This window comes from Corynebacterium axilliensis (assembly GCF_046097495.1).
In the GTDB taxonomy this organism is placed as follows: Bacteria; Actinomycetota; Actinomycetes; order Mycobacteriales; family Mycobacteriaceae; genus Corynebacterium.
This window is the reverse complement of the sequence record NZ_CP175768.1, coordinates 2460688-2485074: the sequence shown is the minus strand read 5'-3', so window position 1 is coordinate 2485074 and position 24387 is coordinate 2460688. Positions and strand designations below refer to the sequence as shown.

At 58.1% G+C, this 24387-nt stretch carries 21 protein-coding genes; 18 read left to right on the top strand and 3 right to left on the bottom strand.

What is annotated here, in order from left to right; translation table 11 throughout:
• Positions 1-74 precede the first annotated feature (74 nt).
• From ACKFR8_RS11925 to ACKFR8_RS11895, 7 genes are all read left to right on the top strand, one after another.
• On the top strand, positions 75-860 hold the full coding sequence (locus tag ACKFR8_RS11925; protein WP_296131912.1) for an ABC transporter permease: 786 nt from the start codon (positions 75-77) through the stop codon (positions 858-860).
• Positions 845-1690 (top strand): ABC transporter permease, encoded by an 846-nt coding sequence (locus tag ACKFR8_RS11920; protein WP_408930189.1) that lies wholly within the window; start codon positions 845-847, stop codon positions 1688-1690. Before ACKFR8_RS11925 ends, ACKFR8_RS11920 begins: the two co-directional genes overlap by 16 nt.
• A 1-nt stretch (position 1691) precedes the next feature.
• On the top strand, positions 1692-2795 hold the full coding sequence (locus tag ACKFR8_RS11915) for an ABC transporter ATP-binding protein (RefSeq protein ID WP_296131906.1): 1104 nt from the start codon (positions 1692-1694) through the stop codon (positions 2793-2795).
• Positions 2788-3639: an alkaline phosphatase family protein gene (locus tag ACKFR8_RS11910; protein WP_408930188.1), complete on the top strand. Its 852-nt coding sequence runs from the start codon at positions 2788-2790 to the stop codon at positions 3637-3639. Before ACKFR8_RS11915 ends, ACKFR8_RS11910 begins: the two co-directional genes overlap by 8 nt.
• A gap of 873 nt (positions 3640-4512) precedes the next feature.
• Complete coding sequence (locus tag ACKFR8_RS11905) at positions 4513-6600, top strand: GmrSD restriction endonuclease domain-containing protein (protein ID WP_408930187.1); 2088 nt, start codon at positions 4513-4515, stop codon at positions 6598-6600.
• A gap of 257 nt (positions 6601-6857) precedes the next feature.
• Entirely contained in the window at positions 6858-7238 is a 381-nt protein-coding gene (locus ACKFR8_RS11900; RefSeq protein WP_408930186.1) for a thermonuclease family protein, read from the top strand.
• A gap of 41 nt (positions 7239-7279) precedes the next feature.
• Positions 7280-7963 carry a hypothetical protein gene (locus tag ACKFR8_RS11895; protein WP_408930185.1) on the top strand — a complete coding sequence of 228 codons (684 nt, stop codon included), beginning with the start codon at positions 7280-7282 and terminating at the stop codon, positions 7961-7963.
• Between the two features lie 30 nt (positions 7964-7993).
• On the opposite strand, the gene ACKFR8_RS11890 is transcribed toward ACKFR8_RS11895, so the two are convergent.
• The gene (locus tag ACKFR8_RS11890; RefSeq protein WP_408930184.1) at positions 7994-9661 is read right to left on the bottom strand and encodes a bifunctional metallophosphatase/5'-nucleotidase; all 1668 of its coding nucleotides are present in this window, start codon (positions 9659-9661) and stop codon (positions 7994-7996) included.
• A gap of 184 nt (positions 9662-9845) precedes the next feature.
• Here ACKFR8_RS11890 and ACKFR8_RS11885 point away from each other — a divergent pair, with 184 nt between their 5' ends.
• Positions 9846-10040 carry a LacI family DNA-binding transcriptional regulator gene (locus tag ACKFR8_RS11885; RefSeq protein ID WP_408930183.1) on the top strand — a complete coding sequence of 65 codons (195 nt, stop codon included), beginning with the start codon at positions 9846-9848 and terminating at the stop codon, positions 10038-10040.
• Positions 10041-10117: 77 nt separating this feature from the next.
• Here ACKFR8_RS11885 and ACKFR8_RS11880 read toward each other — a convergent pair whose 3' ends face one another.
• Complete coding sequence (locus ACKFR8_RS11880) at positions 10118-11533, bottom strand: hypothetical protein (protein WP_408930182.1); 1416 nt, start codon at positions 11531-11533, stop codon at positions 10118-10120.
• A gap of 596 nt (positions 11534-12129) precedes the next feature.
• Between ACKFR8_RS11880 and ACKFR8_RS11875 the strand changes: the two genes are divergently transcribed.
• The 10 genes from ACKFR8_RS11875 to ACKFR8_RS11830 all read left to right on the top strand — a co-directional run bounded on the left by ACKFR8_RS11875 (position 12130) and on the right by ACKFR8_RS11830 (position 22562).
• Positions 12130-13377: an arginine deiminase gene (locus ACKFR8_RS11875; protein WP_408930181.1), complete on the top strand. Its 1248-nt coding sequence runs from the start codon at positions 12130-12132 to the stop codon at positions 13375-13377.
• A 12-nt stretch (positions 13378-13389) separates the two neighbouring features.
• Positions 13390-14703, top strand: coding sequence for an amino acid permease (locus ACKFR8_RS11870; protein ID WP_306507161.1), 1314 nt, complete (start codon positions 13390-13392; stop codon positions 14701-14703).
• 426 nt (positions 14704-15129) lie between these two features.
• Complete coding sequence (locus tag ACKFR8_RS11865) at positions 15130-16413, top strand: hypothetical protein (RefSeq protein ID WP_408930180.1); 1284 nt, start codon at positions 15130-15132, stop codon at positions 16411-16413.
• A 32-nt stretch (positions 16414-16445) separates the two neighbouring features.
• Positions 16446-17018 carry a hypothetical protein gene (locus ACKFR8_RS11860; RefSeq protein WP_408930179.1) on the top strand — a complete coding sequence of 191 codons (573 nt, stop codon included), beginning with the start codon at positions 16446-16448 and terminating at the stop codon, positions 17016-17018.
• A gap of 3 nt (positions 17019-17021) precedes the next feature.
• On the top strand, positions 17022-17603 hold the full coding sequence (locus tag ACKFR8_RS11855) for a hypothetical protein (RefSeq protein WP_408930178.1): 582 nt from the start codon (positions 17022-17024) through the stop codon (positions 17601-17603).
• Positions 17604-17810: 207 nt separating this feature from the next.
• Positions 17811-19064, top strand: coding sequence for an ATP-binding protein (locus ACKFR8_RS11850; protein ID WP_408930177.1), 1254 nt, complete (start codon positions 17811-17813; stop codon positions 19062-19064).
• Between the two features lie 28 nt (positions 19065-19092).
• The gene (locus tag ACKFR8_RS11845) at positions 19093-19440 is read left to right on the top strand and encodes a DUF2200 domain-containing protein (protein ID WP_408930176.1); all 348 of its coding nucleotides are present in this window, start codon (positions 19093-19095) and stop codon (positions 19438-19440) included.
• Positions 19441-19516: 76 nt separating this feature from the next.
• A complete protein-coding gene (locus ACKFR8_RS11840; RefSeq protein WP_408930175.1) occupies positions 19517-20524 on the top strand; it encodes a DUF2891 family protein in 1008 nt (335 codons plus the stop codon).
• A 50-nt stretch (positions 20525-20574) separates the two neighbouring features.
• Positions 20575-21477, top strand: coding sequence for a hypothetical protein (locus ACKFR8_RS11835; protein WP_408930174.1), 903 nt, complete (start codon positions 20575-20577; stop codon positions 21475-21477).
• 311 nt (positions 21478-21788) lie between these two features.
• The gene (locus ACKFR8_RS11830; RefSeq protein ID WP_408930173.1) at positions 21789-22562 is read left to right on the top strand and encodes a hypothetical protein; all 774 of its coding nucleotides are present in this window, start codon (positions 21789-21791) and stop codon (positions 22560-22562) included.
• An 87-nt stretch (positions 22563-22649) separates the two neighbouring features.
• Here ACKFR8_RS11830 and ACKFR8_RS11825 read toward each other — a convergent pair whose 3' ends face one another.
• Entirely contained in the window at positions 22650-24227 is a 1578-nt protein-coding gene (locus ACKFR8_RS11825) for a peptide ABC transporter substrate-binding protein (protein WP_408931018.1), read from the bottom strand.
• Positions 24228-24387: the final 160 nt, after the last annotated feature.

The following is a 24387-nucleotide window of genomic DNA, read 5'->3' as shown; positions in this document are numbered from 1 at the left end:
GTGCCCAAAGTAGCGCGATTAATGTCAAAGCGCTCGTCGGCGCCCTCCCATATTTCGCTTTCGTCTCAGCCTTTTTGATCATCCCGATCATTGCCAATGTAGTTACGGCATTCAAGGATCCTACTGGTCAGCCTTCAACTGAAACTATGGCTGAGGCGGTTAGTTCGACTTATCGTGACGCCTTCCTCTTAACCTTCAATTTGTCACTACTCACGACGATAGTTGGAGGCATTTTTGGGCTAGGTATCGCTTGGGCGTTAACCTCCAGGAATTCCGGGCCAAAATGGCTATCTAACTTGGTTAATAGTTTCTCCGCCTTGGCGGCACAATCAGGCGGAGTACAACTGGCGTATGCATTTATCGCACTTCTTGGAACCAACGGCCTGCTGACCGGAGTAATTCGGAAAGTATTTCCAAACTTCGGTGAGGTATTTTCAATCACCGACTTTGCTGGTGTCGCACTTGTATATCTCTATTTCCAAGTCCCCCTGATGACCGTACTGATGCTTCCATCAATGAGTTCGCTCAAAAAGGAATGGTTTGACGCCGCCTCATCACTCGGAGCTACAAGAATGCAATTTCTTCGAGATGTTGCGCTACCAGTTCTTTGGCCCCCAATTGTTGGTTCATTGCTCCTTCTCTTTGCTAATGCTTTTGCGGCATACGCAACGGCTTACGCTTTGGCAGGAGGCTCACTCAACCTCATTCCAATCGTGATCGGATTCCTCATTAGTGGAAACGTGCTGTTGAACCCTGGCCTAGCCGCTGCACTGGTGACTTGGATGATGATCATCATCCTTATTGCGATGGGTCTGCGACTTGTTCTCACCCGAAGGAGTGACAAATGGCTCAGCAATTAGCCACAGAACTCGACAATAGGTCGAACCAGACACCTGAAAGCGTTCACCGCAAGGATGGAACACGGAATTCTAACTGGGTGGTTACGACCATTCTTGTTGTGGCACTTGTCTTTTTCTTCGGCCCTTGGATTGCTGCCGCCGTCTTTGGATTCACACGACCTGGCGACGGATTTACGCTCGAACCGCTTCTCTCGGCATTCGACAATCCACGTGCAGTCTCAGCAGTGCTCGACACCTTGTTGCTTGCTGTTGCGACCACCCTATTAATGCTCATCCTTTTGGTTCCGACAATCGTATTCCTCAACCTCCATTCCCCAGGGTTGGCAAGAATAGCTGAGCTCCTGTCTGTTCTTCCACTAGTGATTCCTGCGGTTGCGTTGGTATCAGGTGTGTCGGAATTCTATCGCGCAGTGGCCCCATCCTTCTTAGTATCAAAATGGTCGTTAGTGCCCCTGTACGTAATTGTGGCGCTTCCCTTGTGCTATCGCGCAATCGACGCCGGAGTCAAGGCTTTGGACCTCAAAACCATGTTCGCGGCGTCTTCTTCACTCGGTGCAACGTCATCCCAAACCTTGTTCAATGTCGTGCTTCCAAATCTCCGGGTCTCAATGCTCTCGGCTTCCCTGCTTTCTATTGCGATGACTCTTGGTGAGTTCGCGATTGCGTCACTGCTCTTGCACTACACCTTCCCAGTCTTCATTGTGGAAGTCTCACGCAATAACCCCCGAGGCATTGCTGCTCTTTCTTTCATTACGATTCTCATCACTTGGGCGCTTATGGCGTCTATCTCCGCTATCGCAAAGATCGACTCCGCCCGAAAGGAAAAGTAAGGTGACACCGTCACACGTAGAATTAAGAAACATTACCAAGCGTTACGGCTCAAAGACCGTCCTTGACAACCTCAATCTTGAGATCGGCAAGGCTGAACTTGTAGCTCTCCTTGGACCTTCGGGCTGCGGCAAGTCGACAACCCTTAAAATCCTTGCAGGTCTTGAGCAGGCCAATGAAGGTTCTGTTTGTATCGATGGCGACGAAATCTCCTACCTTCCTACCCGTCGCCGCAACATGGGGATCGTTTTCCAAGCATATTCACTGTTTCCCCATCTCAATGCAATTGACAATGTTGCATACGGCTTGAAGATTAGAGGTCACAGCAAGAGCAATCGCCGTAATCGCGCAGGTGAGCTCCTAGAACTCGTAGGGCTTTCAGAGCATGCGATGAAGTTCCCCGGGCAAATGTCAGGCGGCCAGCAACAGCGTGTTGCACTTGCGCGTGCACTGGCTATCGAGCCCCAGCTGCTGCTTCTCGACGAGCCTCTATCTGCACTCGATGCAAAGGTTCGAACTCAATTGAGAGATGAAATCCGAAGGATTCAGCTCTCTGAAGGAATTTCCACTCTCCTGGTCACGCATGATCAAGAGGAGGCTCTTGTCATGGCCGACAGGATTGGTGTCATGAACAATGGAGTAATCGAGCAAATCGGGACCCCTTCACAGCTGTACCACCACCCGCGTTCCCCCTTCATTTCCCAGTTCGTTGGGGTTGTAAACCGTATCTGCGGTGAGTACAACGCTGGCGCTGTAGACGTACTCAATACCCGGGTCGACGTCGTGAATTCTGAAGTGGAGGCATCTGACGGCGATCCATTGGTCTGTCTCATCCGCCCTGAAGATCTCCGCGTGACTCCGGATTCCACTGGCTCCTATCGTGTGCTTAACAAGCAGCTTCGCGGAATTTTCACTTCGGTAATGCTTGCGGGGCCCGGGAACGGAGTAATTCGTGTAGACATGCCCGACCGTGAAGCCAATGAGCTCCCCTCTGGAAGTCAGGTGCGCTTAGAGACCATGCGCCACGATGCCGTTGTGGACCTCCCGACTGACTCCGAGTTAGCTGAATCTGCAAGGGCCAACAGGAAGAGAAATGCGAATGCGTAATCCCGAAAATGTTCAGAACAGCGAAAATGCCGGCGCAAAGAGACGAATTTTGCTGATCGGTGTGGATGGGGTTCGATGGGACATTGCTGCCGAGCAGGAAGTCGGTTCGACCCTTCAAAAGCTCGCAGGGGAAGGGCATTGGTTCTCCATGCACATGGAAGTTCCGACGATTTCTGCACCAGGCTGGGCCAGTATCCTTACGGGTTCCACACACGCAGAACACGGACTTAGGGATAACAGCTGCGTGGGTGGGCGAACATGGAACTGCCCTGATTTCCTGTCGCAAGCCTTCTACAGGGACCAGTCAACACGAACATTCGCCGCAGCAGGTTGGCCAGTACTTGTTGATCCCAGCGGCCTTGGCCCCATCATCCATCCTCGAATCGAGCAGCAATACGCCGGTCTCCACCGTGTAATTGCCCGCGATGGCGAGACTTATGGTTATGAACGCATCGATGCGGAGATTGCTGACTTCACCCTGGCAGCAGTCCGCAGCGGTAGCTTTGATGTGGGGTTCATGTATTGCTGCAGCGTGGACGATGCCGGTCACGTATATGGTCTGATGGGGAGCGAATATCGCAAGGCGATCCAGTCAGTTGATCAGCATATTGAGCGAGTTGTTTCTGCAGTAGAGCAGCGCGCAACCAACTACGACGAAGATTGGCTCGTCGTCGTGACCACTGACCACGGTCACGTTGATGAAGGAGGTCATGGCGGTAGTTCCGAGAGAGAGCGCGAATCATGGGTTATCGCATGGAGTCCGACTGGTTCGCTGCCGTGCTGGCCATCTGAAATTGAACCGCACAAACTGGCCTCTCTAATTCTCGCTGAACGGGAATCTTAGTAGTCAACCGTCAAACACATTGTCGGCGACGTCGCCCGCCCGGCTGAGGATTACATCCGGGCGGACACACTTTTAACCCCCAATCGTATTCGGCGAGGCGCGTTGTACACATGCTAAGGCGAATTCGCGTAACGCACGAGAGACCAGGTTGGCCAAGGTAGTAGTCATTCAGCAGAACTTAGCCAGATCGCTTCAAGAGGGCTGGAATTCAGGTGTCTCCCTAGCAAGGATTAGGCCCGCTGGTCATCAGAGTCGTCTTCCGACGGACAACCGGCCTGACTGCCGCCGTCCGCCTAGAAACTTCAAAGAATTCACAAAATTCATAAACTTCACAAGTCTTCAAAGGGGCAGTGTGCCATTGTCCCGTCATGCACACTCGGCACGCCAATCCGTCTTACGGCTACATTCGAAGCAACACCATCACTGCTGGTAGGCCGCAATGAGGTAATACAGGATTGTGGGTTTGCCCCTGCTGATGACCCCGGCACTCACGAAAGGACTTCCCTCATCACTGGCGCAAAGTATAGGCAAACTGAGCCCTTCAATACTGTCAAGGACGAAGCACTTCACTCATACGCAGTTGGATGACTCTGAGCAAAAATTCGACTACCGGCCTTGTCGAACGCCTACGTAGCGACATCATTCACCTCTTGGCCAAGGCCCGGAAAGCTCAAGGGTGTAAATGTCTCAATCCTTTGGCATCAGAGACGGGCTCGACCCAGATGCCAGAGTTGCCAAAAGTCGAGAGCTTTCTCTCGGAAGCAATTTCACTACTGGGACACACCAGCGCGCTCCCATGATGAGGTGTCAGAGGCGCGCGATATTCTATAGACGTACCAACTCTTTCCCGTCCCTTTAGAAAGGTCTCTCTCCATGGCCTCCATCTTTCGCACTGTCTCGTGGGAAGTGCAGCAACTAGTCAATGACGTTCACTCCGGAAAGATTCAACTCCCGGACCTCCAGAGGCCATTTGTCTGGCCCACGTCGAAAGTCCGTGACCTCTTTGATTCGATGTACCGCGGTTACCCCGTAGGCGAGCTCATGTTTTGGGACGTTGCTGCTGATGGTGAGTCACGGTCCATCTCGGGTGACGCTAATTTCATCGGCCAGCACCAGATTATTGATGGTCAACAACGTTTGACCAGCCTCTATGCGGCGATTAAAGGATTTCCTGTCCGAGACGTCAACTACAACGAGAAGCAGATCCGCATCGCATTTAATCCCTTCAGTGAGAAGTTTGAGGTTCGTACGCCACCTATTGCCAAGTCTCCTGAATGGATCGAAGATATATCTACCTACTTCGCCAACCCATTCAAAGCAATGAAGGCCTTCTTCAACCGGTATGAAGAATCAGGGGGCTCCCTCAGCGATGATGAGGAAGAGGCAATTCACGCGGTATTCAGCAAGCTTTCTGGTCTTGAGAAATATCAATTCAACGTCGTCCATCTTCAAAGCGAGGCTGACAAGCGCCTCGTTGCTGACGTCTTCGTTCGCATCAACTCAGAAGGCGTTCGACTGAAAGCCTACGACTACATTCTGACGTGGCTGAGTGTTTTCTGGCCCGAAGGCCGTGAGCAAATCGAAGAATTCTCACGCAACTCGCGGATGTCTCCTGCGCATGCAAGCTCCGCACTGGGAAAGGAAGTCCGTTGGACTGCTCACAATCCCTATATCGACGTGGAGAATGGCCACCTTGTTCGCGCGATGGTTGCTGTCGGACAAAGGCGCGGCCGCTTGCAAGACGCCTACGCGGCCCTTCAGGCAAAGGAACGTCACACCGGCCGAGTAAACCCCGAGCGCCAAGAACGCGAGCTCGGACTACTCAAGGAAGCCCTTCCGGTCGTTGTGAATCCTACGAACTGGACGGAATTCATTCGCTCGATTCAGGCAGCCGGATTCCGAACCAACCGGAACGTTACCTCGCACATGAATATCATCTACTCTTACGTGATCTTCTTGCTTGGTCGCAATGACTTTGGTGTTGAACTCGCTCGACTTCGTGCATTGGTAGCCCGCTGGCTCTTCATGTCGCAGCTCACCGGCCGCTATACGGGCTCGTCCGAGTCCCAAATTCAAAAAGACCTCGACCAGATTGCTGCGCTGGACAAAGGGGATGCGTATGGTTTCGAAGAGCTGCTCAACCGCACAATCGCTACTCAGCTCACCGAGGACTACTGGCGTTTCAATCTGCCGCAGAATTTGGTTACATCCGGTGCTTCGCTGTCACCGCACTACCAGTGCTACCTTGCAGCGTTGAACATTCTGGATGCAAAGATGTTCATGCTCAACGAGCGCGTTCGTGACTGGATGGATCCCAACCAGCCCGCAGCTAAAGGTACCGAGGGGCACCATCTTTTCCCGCGCAAATACCAGGAAAAGGTCTTGGGAATTACGGACTTCAAGCGCATCAATCAGGTCGCTAACTTTGCTCCCACAGATTGGGCTACCAACATCCATATTTCGGATCGAGCTCCGAAGGATTACTGGCAGGAGCTCGTCGATAAGCGCTCGCAAGGCGAAGAATGGCTCAAGCAGCAAATGTACTGGCATGCCATTCCTGAGGGTTGGGAAGACATGGACTACGACGAGTTCCTTTCCAACCGCCGCAAGCTCATTGCCGTGGTTATCCGTGATGCTTTCGCACACATCACAGCTGATTCTGCACCCGTTATTTCAACGACTGACGTGGAGGAGCGTGCCGCATCCCGGACCCTGCAAGAGTTCTTTGAGGCCGAACTTTTGAAATCCGGCGACCTTCTCGATCCGGTTGATCCAGATTGGATTGTTGATGCCGTCATTAATGAGGACGGCCACCTTGTCATCGATGGCATCAATGTTTTTGACTCACTGGATGAAGCCGCGCACTCCCTCGGCGTGACGAACCTTAGGGGCGAAGAGTTCTGGGCCTTAGAAGATGGCGATGACTTGGTGCCGCTGTCTAGGTTGTCTGCTAGTTCATAGGCGGTTGTCTTCGCCCCGGACTGCACGCCACCCCTGCCCCCGCACGTTTGCTTCTTTACTATTCGCGCAGAGTTTCCATATCCCGAGTTATTCCTCCGCTTGCCGGGAATGCAACACCTGTCGACGCGGGTGCTTCCGCAGTGGCAGAGGGAGGGGCGTCGGCAAGTGCGGCGTGAAGCCTCACCACGCACATGGATGACGCAAGTGCACCGTTGACCGGCCGCCCGTGACCCCAAATCCATGAGGGTATACTCCTGATGTTCTTGTTACTCTCTTTCTCTCATGAGGTTTCTGAAATGGGATTCTTCAAAGCTGTTGCTGGATTGCTGGCAATAGGTGGCGTAGGTTACGGCGCGTATTCGGTCCTTGGACCGGATGCGTCCGATGACGTGATTACAGTCCAGAGCATCGTCGATGGCGATACAATCGACGTCACTCAGGACGGCACGTCTACGCGCGTTCGCCTGCTCAACATCGATACACCAGAAATGGGCAAGGAGTGTTTGGCAGAAGAAGCAAAGCAGTACCTTGCGGATTTGCTCCCCACAGGAACAGTAGTGACGCTCGAGTACGACACAGACCGCGAGGATCAGTACGGTCGCACCTTAGCCGGTGTGTTCAAAAAGGCTCACTCGTAAATGCATCGGTAGCTGAGGAGGGCCTTGCCGTCCCGATGAAGGTGGGCAGCAACACCCGCTTCTTCCCCGACGTATCCGCAGCTGCCGACAGAGCCCGAGCCGCTGGCAAGGGCATTAACTCGGTAGGCCCGGAATGCGTTTTCGGCACTACCAACTCGTACCAGTCCTATGAGGATGCACGAGCAGCAGTCGACGAAGCACAGCAGTTCCGCTTTGATGACATGTGGAACGACGAGGAACTAGACAAGGCGCGCCACTATGCGGAGCGCGTATTAGCTGCAAAGGACGTAATCTCCAAGTTGGAGAAGTCACTGAACGAACAGTCTGATTTCCACAAGGCTGCCTTCGGAGATAAATACGCAAGATTCCTGCAAGAGCTAGATGCAGACGCCACTGAGCAAAAAGACAATCTTAATCGCAAGATCTCGGCCGCTGAGGAGGCACGCGAAAAGAAGCGCGCCGAAGAACAAGCCGCGCGCGAAGCCGAAGAAGCTGCACAACGCCAGGCCGCGCAAGAAGCAGCCGAGGCTGCCCGTCGCGCGCAGCAAGAAGCTCAACAGGCCGCGCCCGCGTACCAGGCCCCGGCCGCACCTGCACCCAGCAACCCGGTAGACACATATACCGGTTGCCGCGCCTACGGTGGAAACTACGCAATGACCAGCATTGACAAAAAGGGACAACCCTACGCGCAGATTGACTGCACTACGCGTGCGCAGATTGGTTAAGGAGCCGTAACCAAAGACTCAAGCGCCTCCTTACCTCCACGCAGGTGGAACCAATGACCAGAGATACCGAGCGACGTCTTCCCAAACAGACTTGGGGATGAATGCTGCAAGGGCACCGAGCAGGGCAACGACTGCTCCGACAGCGATGATTGCACTACGCGAGGACCCGCCGGAGGACACGTCGGCGCTCCCCTCTTGTGCTGGGTGGTCGGGGCTATCGCTCGTTTCTACGGGAGGAACGGTGCGATGCCGCTTGATGTACTCGGCAAAGACATCGACGTCGATTGCCGTGCCCGTCGAGATGACGTCAGCATCGCCGAAAGAATCGACCTTGTCGCCTCCGTTGACCACATAGTTGCTAATGGCCAGCGAATACGTTGAGTCCATATCCAGCGGGGTGCCGTCCTCGAGCTCAACTGAGGTCACGCGCTTACCAAAGGGTGCTGACTCGTCGTAGTCAAAGGTGAATCCGGCGGTCCGGGGGAATCCGTTTCCGCCCGCTGGGTTGGATTCAATGCCCTTTTCCAGGGCATCCTTGATCTGAGAGCCCGTTGCACGAATCGCCACGGGCGAGTTCCCGAACGGCAGCACCGACTGTGCATCCCTCCGAGTCAGAGTTCCTGCTTCGAGGTCCGCACGCTGACCGCCACCGTTCTGCCAGCCCAGTTGGGTGTCGAAGTGCTCCCGGTAGGCGTCGGCCACCAAGGGACCAAGCTCGGCCTTGGTCAGCGGCTTCGACGCCGTGCCTAGCTCCTCGCTGAGCTGACGGTCCAGCTCGCCATAAAGCTCTTCGGAGCGCGCCGCCCACTGTGCGTTAGCAGGCAAGGAAGGGTTTACCGCGTGATTTTCTACCTTCACCGAGCTCTTCTGAGTTGAACGGTCAACGGAGATATCCAGGTGGACTAACGTGCCGTAATCAGCGCGCGGTGCGACGATGGGCCGGCCATCCGCGGTAAACGTCACCTCTTCCGGCGATTGCGCTTCATTTTCTTCGCGCAGCGCCGCAGCGAGTTCGGGAACAGCATCCATCACTCGAATCGTGTCATCCTTGGAGATCTGACTCAGCAGGATGATTGCATCCACGTCTTGTGCACGCAGCCTGTCGACGCCTCCCCGTGCCGCCTCAACGAAGTCCCCAACCACGACGTCCTTGGCAGCAACAGTGCGGTCAAGATCAGCCGTGAGGGATACGAACCCAACGTTGAGGTCACCAGACTTAGCCTGAAACGTTGTCCCGTCTTCGCTGATTGGGTTACCGCCCTGCGTGGTTAGATTACTCGAAATCCACGGAAATTCGGCCTTGTCAATTAGGTCGCGGGTGTGGTCCACCCCGTAATCAAAGTCATGGTTTCCAAAGTTTCCCACGTCTACGCCAAGGTCATTGAAGGCATCTACGAAAGGCTCACCACGGAATACGGACCCGAAGAGGCTTCCGGCAGCGAGCTCTCCGCCAAAAGCAACGATCGGATCGCCTTCCTGCTGCCGCAGGCGTTCAAGCGCGGTGGCAAGGTAGGCAATTCCGCCCTGGCGGGAACCGTCATCCCATGTACGAGGTTCAAACTCCTTCATGTCTTGGAAGTACACGACGTCCCCGTTAACGGTGCCAGAGTGAGCAGGCTCGGCTTCCACCGCAGTTGCATGAGCAGCCGGCAGCGAGACAAGAGAGAACAGGGCTAGAGCAATGTGAGTTGTGCGCATGGAAAAATTCTTATCGGGCGCAGCTTGAGAACTTTCGTATTTCGAGCAAACTCTGGGTGAACATTCAATCCCACGACTCAATTTCTCAACCGCCGAACTCCATGAAGCGTGCACTCCCCTCAATCGTCTGTTCTCTTACTGTGCTCGATGTTCTCAGTCCCGCTGCGTCTCCTATACTTTTGACGTGGTTAAACGAGTAACTTTGGGCGACGTCGCGAAGGCGGCTGGTGTCTATACAGCGACGGTAAGCATGGTACTCAACAGGAAGCCGGGCTCGCGAATTCCCGCGTCAACGATTGACAAGGTCAAGGCTGAAGCGCCCGCCACGATGTTAGCGGTTCCACGTGGAGGAGCCCAGAGCTCGTGCATCGCAAAATGACAACATCCTTGTCTGGAATTGTTTCCCCTAGGTTGCCCCAGGTCGTCCCAGACAAGGATGCTTAGAGCTGCGGTAGCCTACTTAGTGCTAACGAGCGCCTTACCCAGTACGGTCGGAATTTGAGGATTGATCCTAAGCTCTCCAACCTCCGGAAGCTCCTCCACCACCGGCGGCCGGCGCAATTCGTTTTCTATGATGGAGGACAACGTCTGGGCCATATTGCGCGTCGACGTATCTGCCCAGAGGGTGCCGAGGTTCTTATTGAGTCGAACGCCCAAAACTTGTTGGAATTTTTCAAAAGCTTCTTCGCGTGCCTGTTCGTTTCGCTGCTGGAATTCGACCTTGCTTTGTTCGGCGCGCTGCCGCCAAGCCTCAATAGCAGCTTGATTCTGCTGCTCAACTTCACGCCGCTTCTGCCGCATAGTGCGCCGGAGGTAGGCGATGAGGAACGGAAGAATACAAGCGATAACAAACGCCAGTCCAAGGACCGCCACTGAAATGCTTGCAAACTTATTCACGCCCTGGCTGGCTTGGCTTTCCATGTCGCGGGCAGCTTCCAACACGTCCGTTCGCGTCGAGCAGTACCGTTCCACGCCCGCAGGGTCCTGGGGGAAGGCTGCCGGATCAAGTTCAGCGCCCTTCGAAGAAGCGCGATCGAGGTCTTCCTGCATGGTCTCCGCCGTGCAGCCTTCATTGAGCAGCATCTGGGCTTCAGACGCATCATAGAATTCAGGAATGAGATCCTCCTGATTTTCCACAAATTCAGGGTATTCTTCAGCCAACGAATCGAACTTGCTCTGTACGTCGCTACTGACCGACCCCTGCGTGAGGGCTCCACCAATTCCGCCGATGATCGGAACAAGAATTGCAGCCAAGATCATGATCACCACGGACGGGCCGATGATCATGGCGAACCCTGCAACTCCGTCTGGAACCTTTTGCGGTGGCAATTCCTTGTCTACCGGCGGAGCCTCCAGCTTAGGGGGATCGATGAACACACCGGTGTGGAGGGCATCGGAGCGCCAGTGCTGCTCCTTCCACTGCGGGAACTCCTGGACCACATCAACCATTCTCGCCGAAACTACGCGCAGCCATGCATTGGATAGGTTCTCGAAATTTTCAAGATACTTCTTCGCTTGTGGCCTGTAGTTGTAGTAGTAATCTCTACCCACGCCATCGCGCCATTGAGCGAAGTTGATGTGCTTGAGATCCTCAAGCTGCTCTTCCGTTTTCTGGGCAAAAGCATTGATTGACTTATCAATCGTGCGTAGTTCACCCACAATTTGGCGAGTCTGCTCTCTCTGCGCTTCAATAGACTCTTCCAACAGACGGTGCGTAGTCTGCTGGTCACGGTGGTTCAATGCAGCGGCGGACGCAGCAATCGCGTTTCCGACACGTGTTGCACGAAGTTGTTTCTGCGCAGTGTCTCTCAGTTGATTGACGCTTGACGTCATGTCGCTATACCGGCGCGACATATCGCTTCGTGTTGCCATATGCTTCCATTCCTTTTGGGTATCCCATATACGCACCCGGCGCAATGAACTAACACACGCCCGCAGTAAGTACGCCCGATTCATTCTAGGCGCAAAAGGAAACATTGAAAGCGAGTTTATACATCAATTTATATAGATGTTTAAGGCGTTAAAATAGTTTAAATATGTAGCGTCCAGCACGACCCGACAGCACACAATCCGCCCAACCGAACCCCACCCCTGCACACACCCCCACATTAGGCATTTCTAATTTCCGCGCAGAATTTTCGCCAGCTCTCATCTTATTCACGTGTGTCACAATCTGTAGCCCGCATCCTTCGCCAGAGCATCGCCCCACATAGATGGCATTCCCCTCAGCGAAGGCGCACACACCCCAACAGTCAGCCGGGTCACCCCGCGGAATGAATAGCTTTCCGTAATACTATGCATCTCGCCGCAAAACCCGCGTACACAGGGACTTTCGCACGAGGCTAGGTGTTTGAAAATATCCCCGCCTCGTCATAGTGTTGTCACCCAACTCACACTAACCACCGTTCGGTGGCGCGGTTCACCGCGTTGCTGGGCGGTATCCACCGAGCACAGAGAGGTTCACTCAGATGACAACTCCTCCATTGGGCGTCTGGTCCGAGGCGGGCACGCTCCGCCAAGTCATGGTGTGCGCACCGGGACTGGCTCACGAGCGGCTGACTCCTAGCAACTGTGAAGCACTGCTTTTCGACGACGTCATGTGGGTCGACGAGGCCAAGCGGCACCACGCGGAGTTCGTCGCCAAGCTGCGCAGCTATGGCGTCGAGGTGCTGGAGATGCACACACTGCTGGAGGAGACGCTCAACACCCCGGCTGGGCGCGACTTCATCCTGGACTTCAAGCTGCTGGATAAGAACGTCGGCGTGGGCGTGGGCGGCGAGCTGCGCCACTGGTTTGAGGAGATGCCCACCGCGCGCCTGGCGGAGCTCCTCATCGGCGGGGTTCCCTTCGCCGAAATCCCAAAGGGGCTGGGCCACGGCATCATCGACGCGATGCGGGAGGTCAGCGGACCGTCGGAGTTCGCACTGCGCCCGCTGCCCAATACGCAGTTCTCCCGGGACAACTCCGCGTGGATCTACGGTGGGGTGTCACTCAACCCCATGTGTCTGCCTGCCCGACACCAGGAAACCCTGCTCACCCGGGCCATCTATAACTACCACCCGCGGTTTGCGGAGGCGGACTTTAAGTTCTGGTATGGCAACACGGATGAGGACCCGGGCCTGGCGGCGCTCGAGGGCGGTGACATCATGCCGATAGGCAAGGGCATCGTCCTGGTCGGCATGGGCGAGCGCACCACATGGCAGGGCGTGAGCCAGCTGGCCATGCGCCTGTTCGAGGAAGGCGCGGCCAGCAAGATCATCATCGCCGCCATGGCTGAAGACCGCGCGTCGATGCACCTGGATACCGTCTTTACCTTCCTGGACGCGGACAAGGTCACCGCCTACCCCAAGGTGGTGGATACGATTCGGCCGATTGTCCTGCATCCGGCCACAAGCACGGCGCCTTTCGACGTCGAACTGCCCACCGAGTCTTTCCTCGACGTCGTCGCCAAGGCGATCGGCATCGGCAGCTTCCACGTCGTGGAGACCGGTGGTGACTCCTACACCGCCGCCCGCGAGCAGTGGGATGATGCCAACAACGTGGTGGCCATTGAGCCGGGCGTGGTGGTGGCCTATGACCGCAACAAGCACACCAACCAGAAGCTGAGGGCTGCGGGCGTGGAGGTAGTGGAGATTGGCTCTGCGGAACTGGGGCGTGGACGCGGTGGTGGACACTGCATGACCTGCCCGATTATCCGTGACGCCATTGACTACTAGAGAATAATATTAATGACTACTTCCAATGAAGACGCCGTGCCGTATTCCGCAACGGCCGACGGCGCCCCCAACCCGGGCGCCCCTGCCAAGTCCGAGGGCACCGCACTGAGCTGGGTGCTCGCCCTTTTCGGCACCGCCATGGGCGCCGGCATCCTGTTCTTACCGTTGCAAGCGGGCTCCTTCGGCTTCTGGCCGCTGGCCTTTGCCACGGTGATAATTTTCCCCCTGGTGTATTTTTCCCACCGTACCTACGCGCGGATCGTCGCGGGAGCGCCCCGCCAAGACTACGGGCTGGACATCCTGGAGTTGGTGCGCAAGTACCTCGGGCGCAACACCGGCTTGTTCGTGGCCCTGATGTATTCGCTGGCGAATGTTCCCACGGTGTTCATCTACGCCATCTCGTTGACCAACGCCATCGACAGCTTCATTGTGAACCAACTTCACGGCCCCTCCGTGAACCGTTGGGTTCTCTCCGTGCTGTGCGTGGGAATCCTGACCGGCATCTTCGCCGTCGGCCGCAAGCCCATGCTGTGGCTGGCCCAGATGTTGGTCTACCCCCTCATCATTTCCCTGGCGGCGACCTCGTTGTACCTCATCCCGCAGTGGGACCTCCAGGCCTTCGTGGACGTGAAGTATGAGGACGGCAGTTGGCCGTACGTGCTGCTCGGCGCGGTGCTCATCTTGCCGGTACTGGCGTTTTCTTTCTCCCACATGGCGGCCCTGTCGCAGATGTCCGTGGACATGCAGCCCACCTACGGGAAGAACACCGAAAAGCGCGTATCCCGCATCGAGTTCTACACCGCCGCACTGCTGGTTATCTTCACTATGCTCTTCGTGTGGTCCTGTGTGCTGGCCTTGGGTGCCGATGGAATGCAGGAGGCCTCCGAGCAGAACATCCCGGTCCTGTCCTACTTTGCCAACGTCACCGGCGTGCAAGTTCTGGCGTGGCTGGCTCCCCTGATTGTCATCTTCGCCATCGCCACGTCCTACTTCGGCACCATGCTGGGCGCGGAGGAAGGCACCGCCTACATGGTGCGCCTCCTGGCGCCGCGCACGGCGAACCGCCTCAACCGCCGCACGCTGCTAACCGTGGTCTACACGTTCATCTTCATCACTGGCACGCTGGTCTCGGTATTCAACCCGCCGATCCTCAACCTCATCTACGTGGTGGGCGGCGTATTCGATGCCGTCCTCATTTTCCTCCTGCCGGTGTACATGTTCCACCGCGTCAAGGAGTACAAGAAGTTCCGCGGAGATCCGTGGAACTACTTCGTCTTCGTCCTGGGCTCTATCATCCTGGGCATCACCATCTGGGACCTGTTCTAAGAACGCAGGTTCGACAGTCCCCTCCCCTTGAGCGCCGCGGGAGGGCGGGGACTCTGGGGAAGGCGCGTCCAAGCTTGATACACCGTGACACGTCGACAGTCGCGGCGGGGTTTCACCACGGGGGAGGAGATCGGGGAAACTAGTTCGGGCGCCTCCACGGCGGACGCGCCCGCCTTTTCAGGCTATTGCCAGCTCTTTGCCCATCAGCACGCCAGATACAACCACCTCCACACGGGGTCAATCAATAGTTGGTGCACGAAAGATCAAAAGGCTGGACGGGCGCCCATTAACATCGCTAACTTTCTTGCGAACGTGAAAATTATTTCTTCAGCAACGTTGATACTGCGCCACCCCGGGACCTAGGATTATCCCAGGATTCAAGAAGTTACCAACCATTATTAAACTTTCTTTAAGGACGGTATACAGGTGCACATCAAGGGAGTACGCGCGCTCGCGCCGCTGGCCGCCACGGTGGCTGCGGCAGCGTTCCTCGCGCCGGTGGCGCAGGCGGCCAACGTTCCGCCCATGCCGCAGGCCTACCCCATCACGAACCTCTACAAGAGCTGCAGCCTCACCGGTGAAAAGTCGGATACCCCGGAGTGGCACTTTGCGGAGACGGGTCGCCGCTACTTGAGCGACGGCACCCTGCAGTTTAAAAACACCACCAACCAGGAGGTGCCATACACCGCCTCCGTGGAGACGGGCACCAATCACAAGATTGAGGCCAACTCCAAGGCCGCCATGCCTTCTGGCTGGGACACCACCGCTAAGTCCGATATCGGCCTGAAGATGAGCAACGGCTGGCACGATAAGGAAACCTTCGGCCCCGTTACCCTCAAGCCGGGCGAGTCCTTCCGCGTGGAGTACGGCGTAGTGGAAAAGGACTTCATCTCCATGTTCGTCGGCTGCAACGACGACCGCGTAGAGAACATGCCGGGCGCCAACGTCATCCGCGGCAAGGGCCCAGCGGAGCGCTACGCCTTTGCCTACATCATCAAGGCAGACGGTTCCATCTCTGACCTGGCCATGGAAATCCCGTCCCGCTCCCCGGGCGCGAACTCCAAGCCGGTAGAGGGCAACTACACCTCCGTTTCCGGCCCCAGCCTGGAAAAGATTGCGGACCCGAAGAAGGACGAGGTCATGCAGCCCTCTGAGGACCTGCAGCGCGATCCCTCCTGGCCTAAGGAGGGCGAGACCTGCGAGGGCCGCGATAGCTCCTGGTACCCGCTGGACATCACCGCGGTAACCCCTACCTTCCGCAAGCCGGGCTACTCCACCGACTTCCTCAACTGGTCCAAGGGTGATTACGAGTACGCGCCGGTCACGGACTTCGTCGTGGGTGCGGAGCACGCGCCGTACACCAACTGGCAGGGCAACCGCGGCGATATTCCGAAGGGCTGGCTGGAGTCCGTCGGTGCGGTCAAGCGCGCCTACATGCCGGTGGGCACCGAGCTCAAGCACGTCGACCTCGCCCCGGGTGAGCGCGTGCGCGTGGAGTACGGCACCACCATGACCCGCATCAACTACCGCGAGATTCACTGCGGCCAGGACGGCAAGTACAGCCTGACCTCCAACTACAAGCAGACCACCGCTCCCAGCGGCTTCTGGGCGGAGGCCACCATCACGGGCAAGGACGGCTCCACGCGCACCGAGGACGTCACCCCGGATGACTACCGTGACCTGCCCGTAGCCACCCAGACCATCTACTAATCATCACCCACACTTCTCAAGGAGTTATCACTATGTTCAAGACCAAGATTGCCTCCACCGCCGCCGCGCTGGCCGTTGCCTCCGGCATCCTCTTCGCTCCGGCCGCCAACGCCCTGCCGGCGCGCGACCTGGGCCCGGCCAATCCGACGACCATCGGCGAGCACTGCGCCAACCCGGGTGATACCGGCCAGACCGTGCAGATCAAGCGCACCTACTTCGACGGCTCCGCCGGTTCCTGGACCGTCTCCAACTACAACGACGAGCCGCTGCCGGTCACCCGCTCCATCACGGAGACCAAGACCAAGACCTGGAACGTGTCCGCCGGTGTGGACTTCAAGCTGATGGACCTCATCAACTTCACCTTCTCCTCCAGCTACACCGATTCCCAGTCCTACGAGGTGGGCGAGCAGGTCGGCCCGTACAACATCGCACCGGGCAAGACCGCCGTGCTGCGCGCCGGCTGGGTCGTCTCCGACTTCGAGGGCCAGAAGACCATCTGCGGTTCCGATAACACCTGGCAGGCCAACGGCGGCACCTTCACCGCTACCCTGCCGAAGGAGCGCCACATCGAGGTCTCCACGCGCGACAACAACGATTGGGGCTAAGGCGTGCTGAAGAAGTCCATCGCGAGCACCTTCGCCGCACTGAGTTTGCTGGCGGCCGCCCCCGTTGCCCACGCCGCGGATTTCGGCGGGGACTTCGAGCTGCCGCAGCGCTGGAACGAGGACCACAAGCCGGGCACGCACTGCTCCACGCCGGGTGAGAACGGCACCTACGTCACCGCCACCCGCCGCTGGTTCAAGCAGACCGACGCCACGAGCGTGGCCAACCGCAACGCCGAGCCGGTCCCGGTCAGCCACACCGTCACTCAGTCCCGCACCCAGACCATCGAGGTCTCCGGGTCGCTCAAGGGCGAGGGCGAGCTGGCCAAGGTGCTGACCCAGACCTACGGTTTCACCTACGTCAACGAGCAGCACTGGAAGCTCAACCAGGAGGTCGGCCCCTACGAGCTGCCGGCGAACTCCCAGGGCAAGCTGGTGTGGGGCTTTACCATGCTGGACACCGACGGCCAGGACGTGCGCTGCACCCAGGACCTCACCTGGGAGGCTCAGGGCCAGCCCTACTCCGCCACCGTGCCGGAGGCGCGCTATTCCGAGCTGCAGCTTTCCGACGCCCCCGTCTGGAACTAACTCTCCTCCCCCAGCCCACGCAGAGGGCACTCACAGAACGCTTCTCAGCGTCTGCGGGTGCCCTCTTTTTGACGTTTCCAGCCTGATCAAATGGCAACGAGAGCATTGCAGAACGGCAATGGAGGGCTTGCAGAACGGCAGCGAGATCATTGCAGAACGGCAACGAAACCCTTGCAAAACCGCAAATTTGCAGGTAGATTTACCGCCATGACCGATACTTTCCTACACAGAAACGCACGAGGATTGGCCGAGGAAATCCTATCCGATACCCCCGTGCTGACCATTTCTGGCGCACGCCAAGTGGGAAAGAGCACTCTCGTTCATCAATTACTCGGAAACAGAGAGCATAGGTTCTTTAACCTTGATGAGAGCGCTTCTCTCGCGTCAGCTAAAGCGGACCCAGACGGGTTCGTCAGACAGCTCCCCAAGGGGACACTAGCCATTGATGAAATACAGCGCGCACCTGAACTCTTTCGTGCAATCAAAGGCGCCCTCGAAGAAGATCGACGGCCAGGTCGTTTTATTCTCACTGGGTCCTCCAATCTCCTCAGCCCCACAGGAGCTGAAGAATCTCTCGCTGGTCGCGCGGAAACAATCCGCCTCCACGGCCTTAGTGTGGGCGAACGTTTGGGTATCCACGACGACTTTGCAGGTCGAGTGTGGTCATTGAAGGAAGCAGGCGTGAATCCCACATCTACACCTTCTCGAAATGACTATTTTCAGCTCTTCTGCACCCCCAGTTTCCCAGGGCTAAGAGACACAAGTCGGCGGCGACAGCACCGTTGGTTCGACGCCTACGTTGAGCGCATCTTGTCAAAAGATGCTGCCGAGCTATATGGAATTCAATTCCCCGACCGCTTACAGAATCTTCTCAATAAATTCGCCGCACAAGGAACCGCTGAGCTTGTAGCGGCGCACGTTGGCCGCGCGCTCGATATTCCCCAACGCTCGGTTCCCACTTATGTGTCTGCATTGAGCGATGTCTTCTTGCTCAACCAGTTGCCATCATGGGGAACCAACCTTGAGAAGCGCGCTATTTCTAAACCCAAGGTTTTTCTTTCGGATACAGCACTTGCCACAAGCCTGGCAGGGCTTGATCCACAAGCAATGGAGATGAATATCTCCAGCGCGATTACCGGAGGCATCTGCGAAGCCTTTGTCGCCAACGAGCTCCTCAAGCAAAAGGCGTGGTCATCCATTGACTATCGCCTCTTCCACTTTCGTACTTCCACTGGAAAAGAAGTTGACCTCGTACTGGAATCACGATCCCGTGACATTGTCGGCGTCGAGGTCAAAGCTGCTATGTCAATTCAGTCGAAGGACTTTGCCGGACTGCGCTATCTTAAACAAGTTGCAGGCTCTTCCTTCCGTGCAGGAATCGTCTTGTATACAGGCAAAGACGTCCTACCGATGGGTGAGAGCCTCTGGGCAATGCCCATCTCGGCCCTATGGCACGGTTAAACCAGCGGCCACGAATATACTGCGTCCCATGTCCCACCGGATTTTCTCTGTTCCTTTTGCTGATATTTACCCGCACTACGTCACCAAGGTCGAGCGCAAGGACAGAACCGTTAATGAGCTCCACGCAGTCATCACGTGGCTAACCGGCTACTCAGTAGAAGAGCTCAACCGCGTTCGCGAGGACAAGGTCACCCTAGAGGGGTTCTTCGCCCAAGCCCCGGCGCTGAACCCGTCCCGCTCACTCATTACCGGCAGCATGTGCGGGTACAAGGTGCAAGACATCGAGAATCCGCTCATGCAAAACATCCGCTACATGGACAAGCTTGTTGACGAGCTAGCCAAGGGCAAGGCCATGGAGAAGATACTGCGCGCTTAGAGCGCTTAGAGCGTTGAGAACTCTTCAGGCCCGCAAAGCCACCGTACGGGCCCGCCGGCTTTGACATACTAGTTGCATGGATCACACGGACCGCACGGACTCACCTCAGCCTTTCGCCCACGCTTTCCCCGCCTGGGCGGAGGCAATCGTCGACGTGCTGGAGCGCGAGTTTCCCGCCGCGATGCACCACACCAGCTCCTCCGCCGCCGATTGCGTCGTGCGCCCGCGTGAGCTCCACCCCAGCTTCTACGGCTGCTTCGATTGGCACTCCAGCGTCCACATGCAGTACTCGGGAGTGCTGCTTCACGCAGTGCTTGACGACGTCCCACCGGCCCTCACCGCCGTCCTGGGCCAGCGCCTGAGCCCCACTGCCCTTGCGGTGGAACAGGACTATCTCACTGCTCACCCGGGCTACGAGATGCCCTATGGCCGCGCCTGGCTGATGCAGCTGGCCGCGGCCCGCCCGACGGAGCCGCTGCTCGCGCTGGCAGAGCTGAGCGCCGGCCACTGCCAGTCCTGGCTCTCCACGCTCAGCCAGCCCATTCGCCACGGAATGCACGCCAATACCGCCTTCAACCTCTTCCTCCTCCTGGAAGCGGCCGAGAAGCTGGAGTATTCCGGCCTGGCGGAATCGGCGCGCGCGGCGGCGTTGCGGATGTTTGGCAGCGACCGCAACTACCCCATCCACTGGGAGCTCTCCGGCCACGACTTCCTGTCCAATGGCCTGTCGGAGGCACTCCTCATGTCGCGCGTGCTGCCGAGCGGGCCTGAAGGCACAGACTCTGAGCGCTGGCTCGACGGCTTCCTCCCGGACCGCGCCGCGGCACTGGACTTTCTTAGCCAGGTACCCGAGGTCCGCGATCCCACCGATGGCCGCCTGGCCCACCTTTTCGGCTTGGCGCTCTCGCGCGCATGGATGCTTACAGAACTCGCCAATCATTTCGGTGACTCCGTGCACGGGCACGCCGCACGCCTGGCAGCAAGCGCGGAGCCGCAGCTTACCGACGGCGACTTCATGTCCACCCACTGGCTTATCACCTTCGCGCTGCGCTACCAGCTGGCTGCGACGGAGAAGCTCGAGTAATCAAGTAGTACTGTAAATCTCTTAAGGATTCTTTGTCTCAGGAGCTCACCATGGATTCTCGCTACTCGGCGCAGCGCGATAGCTACCGCTTGCCCGAAGAGGGAATCCGCATCGATCTTCGCGCCGAGCGTGCTCGTCGGCGGGCGGGAGCAGGGCGGCGTCGGCAAGCATCAGCCCCGCAGCGCCGCACTCCACCGCGCACCGCCGCCCAGCGTCCTGTGCCACCCCGGCCGCAGCGCACGCGCCCGTCGACTCAGCCAGCCCAGCGCACGCCATCCCAGCGCACGGTGACCCGCCGCCGTGGACTGTCGCTCGCAGCCATCCTGGCAGTTGTGGTCCTCGGCATCATCGCGGCCGTCGGCTTCAACAGCAGCCCGGAGGAACCTACTCCCCCAACTTCCACAGAAGCCGCCGCCGAACCCGCCGCGGTCATCGAGCCTTCCCCCGCCGTGGAGATGTCCATCCCCTCCATCGATGTGCGCGCCACCTTCGAGGACGGCTCGTGCCGGGTCAAGGACGACAAGATCAACCCTGACTCCATGCGGGAGGCCTGCACCTACACCGCTGAGGGCAAGCCCTACGCGTTGCCGGGAACGGACTCCCCGGACATCGTGGTCATCGCCGGCCACACGGGCGCGGGCGTGCCGGCGGTGTTTAACAACCTCTACGATGGCCGCGCAAACGAACACAAGGTCTCCATCGGTGACAAGCTCTACCTGCGCACGGAGAACTCCGGCGATGAGTGGCTGGTCTACACCGCGACGGACCTGCACGATCCGTCCAAGGACGGCCTGGAGCAAGACACGAGCATCTGGGGCGAGGGCCCGATGCCGGGCCGACTGCTCACCATCAGCTGCATCCAGCCTGCGAACTTGCTTGCCGCCGCGGTGCGCAATGCCGTGGTGGGCTGGCAGTTCGACGGCGTAGCAACAGCTCCCGAGCAGGCCTCGTAGCTCCCCACGCATCCCCCCTCACGCCGCGACCAGCAATGTTATAACCCCAAGCGGGGGTGAACTTTTCCGCCACGAGCCTGCCCGGGGAGATTTTCTTAAACCAGCGGACGCGGTGCCCACCTCCGCGCGCATTTAGCAGCCCACACCTGCTGTTATCCATACAAGCTTATGCCTCTTACCACGTCTACCAGTAGGAATTACTGGAACTTATCGTGGAAATCACCCACCAACCTCTGTGACCAATGTGAAAGTTGGGACTAGTGTGATTGGCGTCGATGCAGTCCCCTCACAGAACTACAAGGAGTTTCCCTATGAAGCGCATGACCCGCACCCTGACCGCCGCCGCACTGTCCGGCGCACTCGCACTCGGCGGCACCGCCGTTGCCTCCGCGCAGATTCCGGCCCCGGCCGAGTTCGAGCTCGATGGCGTGACCTACCAGAAACAGGCCAACGGCGAGTACAAGAGCACGAACGAGCTCGGCGCCACCACCCTGACCGCCGATCAGGCACAGGCTGCCTGGGAGCGCCTCCAGGAGCAGCAGGCAGGCGAGGAGCCTGCTGACGCACCGGCTAGCGAGGAGACCACCGAGACCGAGACCGCTCCGACCACCACCAGCGTGCTCGCACCGGATGTAGACATGGCCTCCACGGGCGAGTCCACCGCACCGTCTTCCGTTGACTACCCGCTCAACGGCGAGCCCACTTCCGAGTTCGACAAGAAGCAGCTGGCCTGGCTGGCTCTGCCGGCCGCCCTCGTTATCGGTGGCGTGACCTGGTACCTGGCCAAGGATGGCAAGACCTACGTCAAGTCCGAAGAGGCTGCCCAGAAGTCCGAGCTGTCCGCTGAGGAGAAGGCCGAGTCCGAGCAGCTCCTCAAGGACAACCACGATGAGGTCATCGCCCAGGGCGGCAAGGTTGCCCAGGGTCAGGCCGCTGCCGACGCAGCCCAGGAGCCGCAGGTAGCAAACCGCGGTATCTCCGCTGAGACCGGCTCCAACACCGTGGCTCGCGGCCTCGCCGCACTCGCTATCGCCGCCATGCTGGCAGCTGGCGCCGTCGTCGCCCGCCGTAAGCAGCTCTTCTAAGAGTTCGCTCTAAGAAGCACTTCAGCGCTCCTCGCCCCGGTTGTGGGGCAAGGAGCGCTGTTGCTGTTTTCTACTTCTTGCGGCGCGCTACTTCAGCGTGACCTTGTAATACAACGGCTTCGACTTCCACGTGAAGGTCACGTTATCCACGCGCTCGGAGTAGCCACCGGTGGAATTGGTGTACCACAGCGGAATTGCGGGGAGGTCCTCCATGAGCACCGCCTGGGCCTCGTTGACCTTCGCCACCGATTCGTCGTCGTTGGGCGCTGCGGCAGCCTTCTTAAGCAGCGCGTCGAACTCGGGGTTGGCATAGGCGGCATCGTTAGTCGCGGCACCCGTCGCGTACAGCGGCTCCAGGAAGCTCGACGGCGACGGGTACACCGACTGCCACCCGGTACGGAACGCGCCGGTAATGGTCTTGTTCGTTACCTCGTCGCGCAGGGACTTGAAATCCGGGTACGGCGCCGGCTGGGCGTCAATGTCGAGGGTGTTGCGGATGAAATTCACCACCGCGTCGACCCACTCCTTGTGGCTGCCGTCGGAGTTAAAGGCCACGGTAAACGGCCCCTCGAAGGGCTGCATTTTCTCCGCCTTCGCCCACAGCTCCCGGGCCTTCTCCGGGTTGTAGTCCAGCACCTCATGGCCAGGGATGTCAGTCGCGCCGTCGTTGACGACGGGCGAGGTAAAGTCCACCGCCGGCGTATTCGTGCCCTGGAAGATAGTGTCCGTGATCTCCTCGCGGTCAATGGCCATGGACAGCGCCTGGCGGCGCAGGGCGCCCGCCTCCCCGCGGAAGTTCTTATCCCCCTCCGGGATGGTGATGGACTGGAAGATGGCGGCGGGCTCGTTGACCGCCCGCTCCCCCAAGTCGGTCTCAAAGTTGGCCAGGGCCGAGGACGGAATCGATTCCAGCACGTCCAAGTTCCCGGAGAGGAGATCCGCGTAGGCCGCGCTGGCGTCGGCATAGAAAACGAAGTTCAGGCCGTCGTTCTGCGCCTTGCGGTCCCCGGTGTACTTCTCATTGGGGACCAGGACCGCGTTCTGGTTGTGGTTCCATTCCTGCAGCTTGTAAGGGCCACTGCCCACCGGCTTTTGACCGTAGGCATCCAGGTCATCGAAAGCGGCCTCTTGCATAGGGAAGAACACCGAGTAGCCCAGGCGCGTTTCAAAGTCCGCGGTGGGCTCCGCCAGCTCGATGGTGAAGGTCTTGTCATCATTGACGCTAAGCCCCTCCATGGTTTTCGCGCCCTCCTCATAGCCCTTGATGGGCTCGAAGAAGTAGGCGGAGATCATGCTGTTGTGTACCGCGCTGTTCCACGTGTTGACGTAGTCCTGCGCGCGCACGGGCGTGCCGTCAGAAAACACCGCGTCGTCCTTGATCGTCACCTTGTAGGTCACGTCATCGGTCTTCTCAATCTTCTCCGCTTGGTCATTGTGAACCTCTCCGTTTTCGTCGAAGTAGACCAGCCCGGAGTAGATGAGGTCAATAAGCGTCGCACCTGGGACATCGCTGGTATCGGCCGGGATGAGTGGCTTTTGCGGCTCAGTCGAGTTGGTGGTGATGAATTCAGAGCCCGAGGCGCTGCTGGACCCATCACTGCCGCATGCTGCCAGCCCGGCCACCGTGCCCATTACCGCAAGGCTTGCGCCCACCCTTGTCCACATCATGAATTCTCCTTAAAATAATTAACGTGATGTGAATTGTCTCATATTTGAATCTGTGTATGCTGCATTTCACCCACCTGGGTTGCCGGGGCACCCCGGACACCTCCAGGGCAGTTCGCTCACACGAACCGTAGGGGGTGGACCCACTTCACAAAGCCAC

Coding starts and splice junctions, on each gene's coding strand:
- ACKFR8_RS11860 (WP_408930179.1), top strand. CDS start 16,446: ATGTTCAAGACCAAGATTGCCTCCACCGCCGCCGCGCTGGCCGTTGCC.
- ACKFR8_RS11900 (WP_408930186.1), top strand. CDS start 6,858: ATGTTCTTGTTACTCTCTTTCTCTCATGAGGTTTCTGAAATGGGATTC.
- ACKFR8_RS11870 (WP_306507161.1), top strand. CDS start 13,390: ATGACTACTTCCAATGAAGACGCCGTGCCGTATTCCGCAACGGCCGAC.
- ACKFR8_RS11905 (WP_408930187.1), top strand. CDS start 4,513: ATGGCCTCCATCTTTCGCACTGTCTCGTGGGAAGTGCAGCAACTAGTC.
- ACKFR8_RS11910 (WP_408930188.1), top strand. CDS start 2,788: ATGCGTAATCCCGAAAATGTTCAGAACAGCGAAAATGCCGGCGCAAAG.
- ACKFR8_RS11920 (WP_408930189.1), top strand. CDS start 845: ATGGCTCAGCAATTAGCCACAGAACTCGACAATAGGTCGAACCAGACA.
- ACKFR8_RS11845 (WP_408930176.1), top strand. CDS start 19,093: ATGTCCCACCGGATTTTCTCTGTTCCTTTTGCTGATATTTACCCGCAC.
- ACKFR8_RS11890 (WP_408930184.1), bottom strand. CDS start 9,661: ATGCGCACAACTCACATTGCTCTAGCCCTGTTCTCTCTTGTCTCGCTG.
- ACKFR8_RS11850 (WP_408930177.1), top strand. CDS start 17,811: ATGACCGATACTTTCCTACACAGAAACGCACGAGGATTGGCCGAGGAA.
- ACKFR8_RS11840 (WP_408930175.1), top strand. CDS start 19,517: ATGGATCACACGGACCGCACGGACTCACCTCAGCCTTTCGCCCACGCT.
- ACKFR8_RS11825 (WP_408931018.1), bottom strand. CDS start 24,227: ATGTGGACAAGGGTGGGCGCAAGCCTTGCGGTAATGGGCACGGTGGCC.
- ACKFR8_RS11830 (WP_408930173.1), top strand. CDS start 21,789: ATGAAGCGCATGACCCGCACCCTGACCGCCGCCGCACTGTCCGGCGCA.
- ACKFR8_RS11880 (WP_408930182.1), bottom strand. CDS start 11,533: ATGGCAACACGAAGCGATATGTCGCGCCGGTATAGCGACATGACGTCA.
- ACKFR8_RS11875 (WP_408930181.1), top strand. CDS start 12,130: ATGACAACTCCTCCATTGGGCGTCTGGTCCGAGGCGGGCACGCTCCGC.
- ACKFR8_RS11835 (WP_408930174.1), top strand. CDS start 20,575: ATGGATTCTCGCTACTCGGCGCAGCGCGATAGCTACCGCTTGCCCGAA.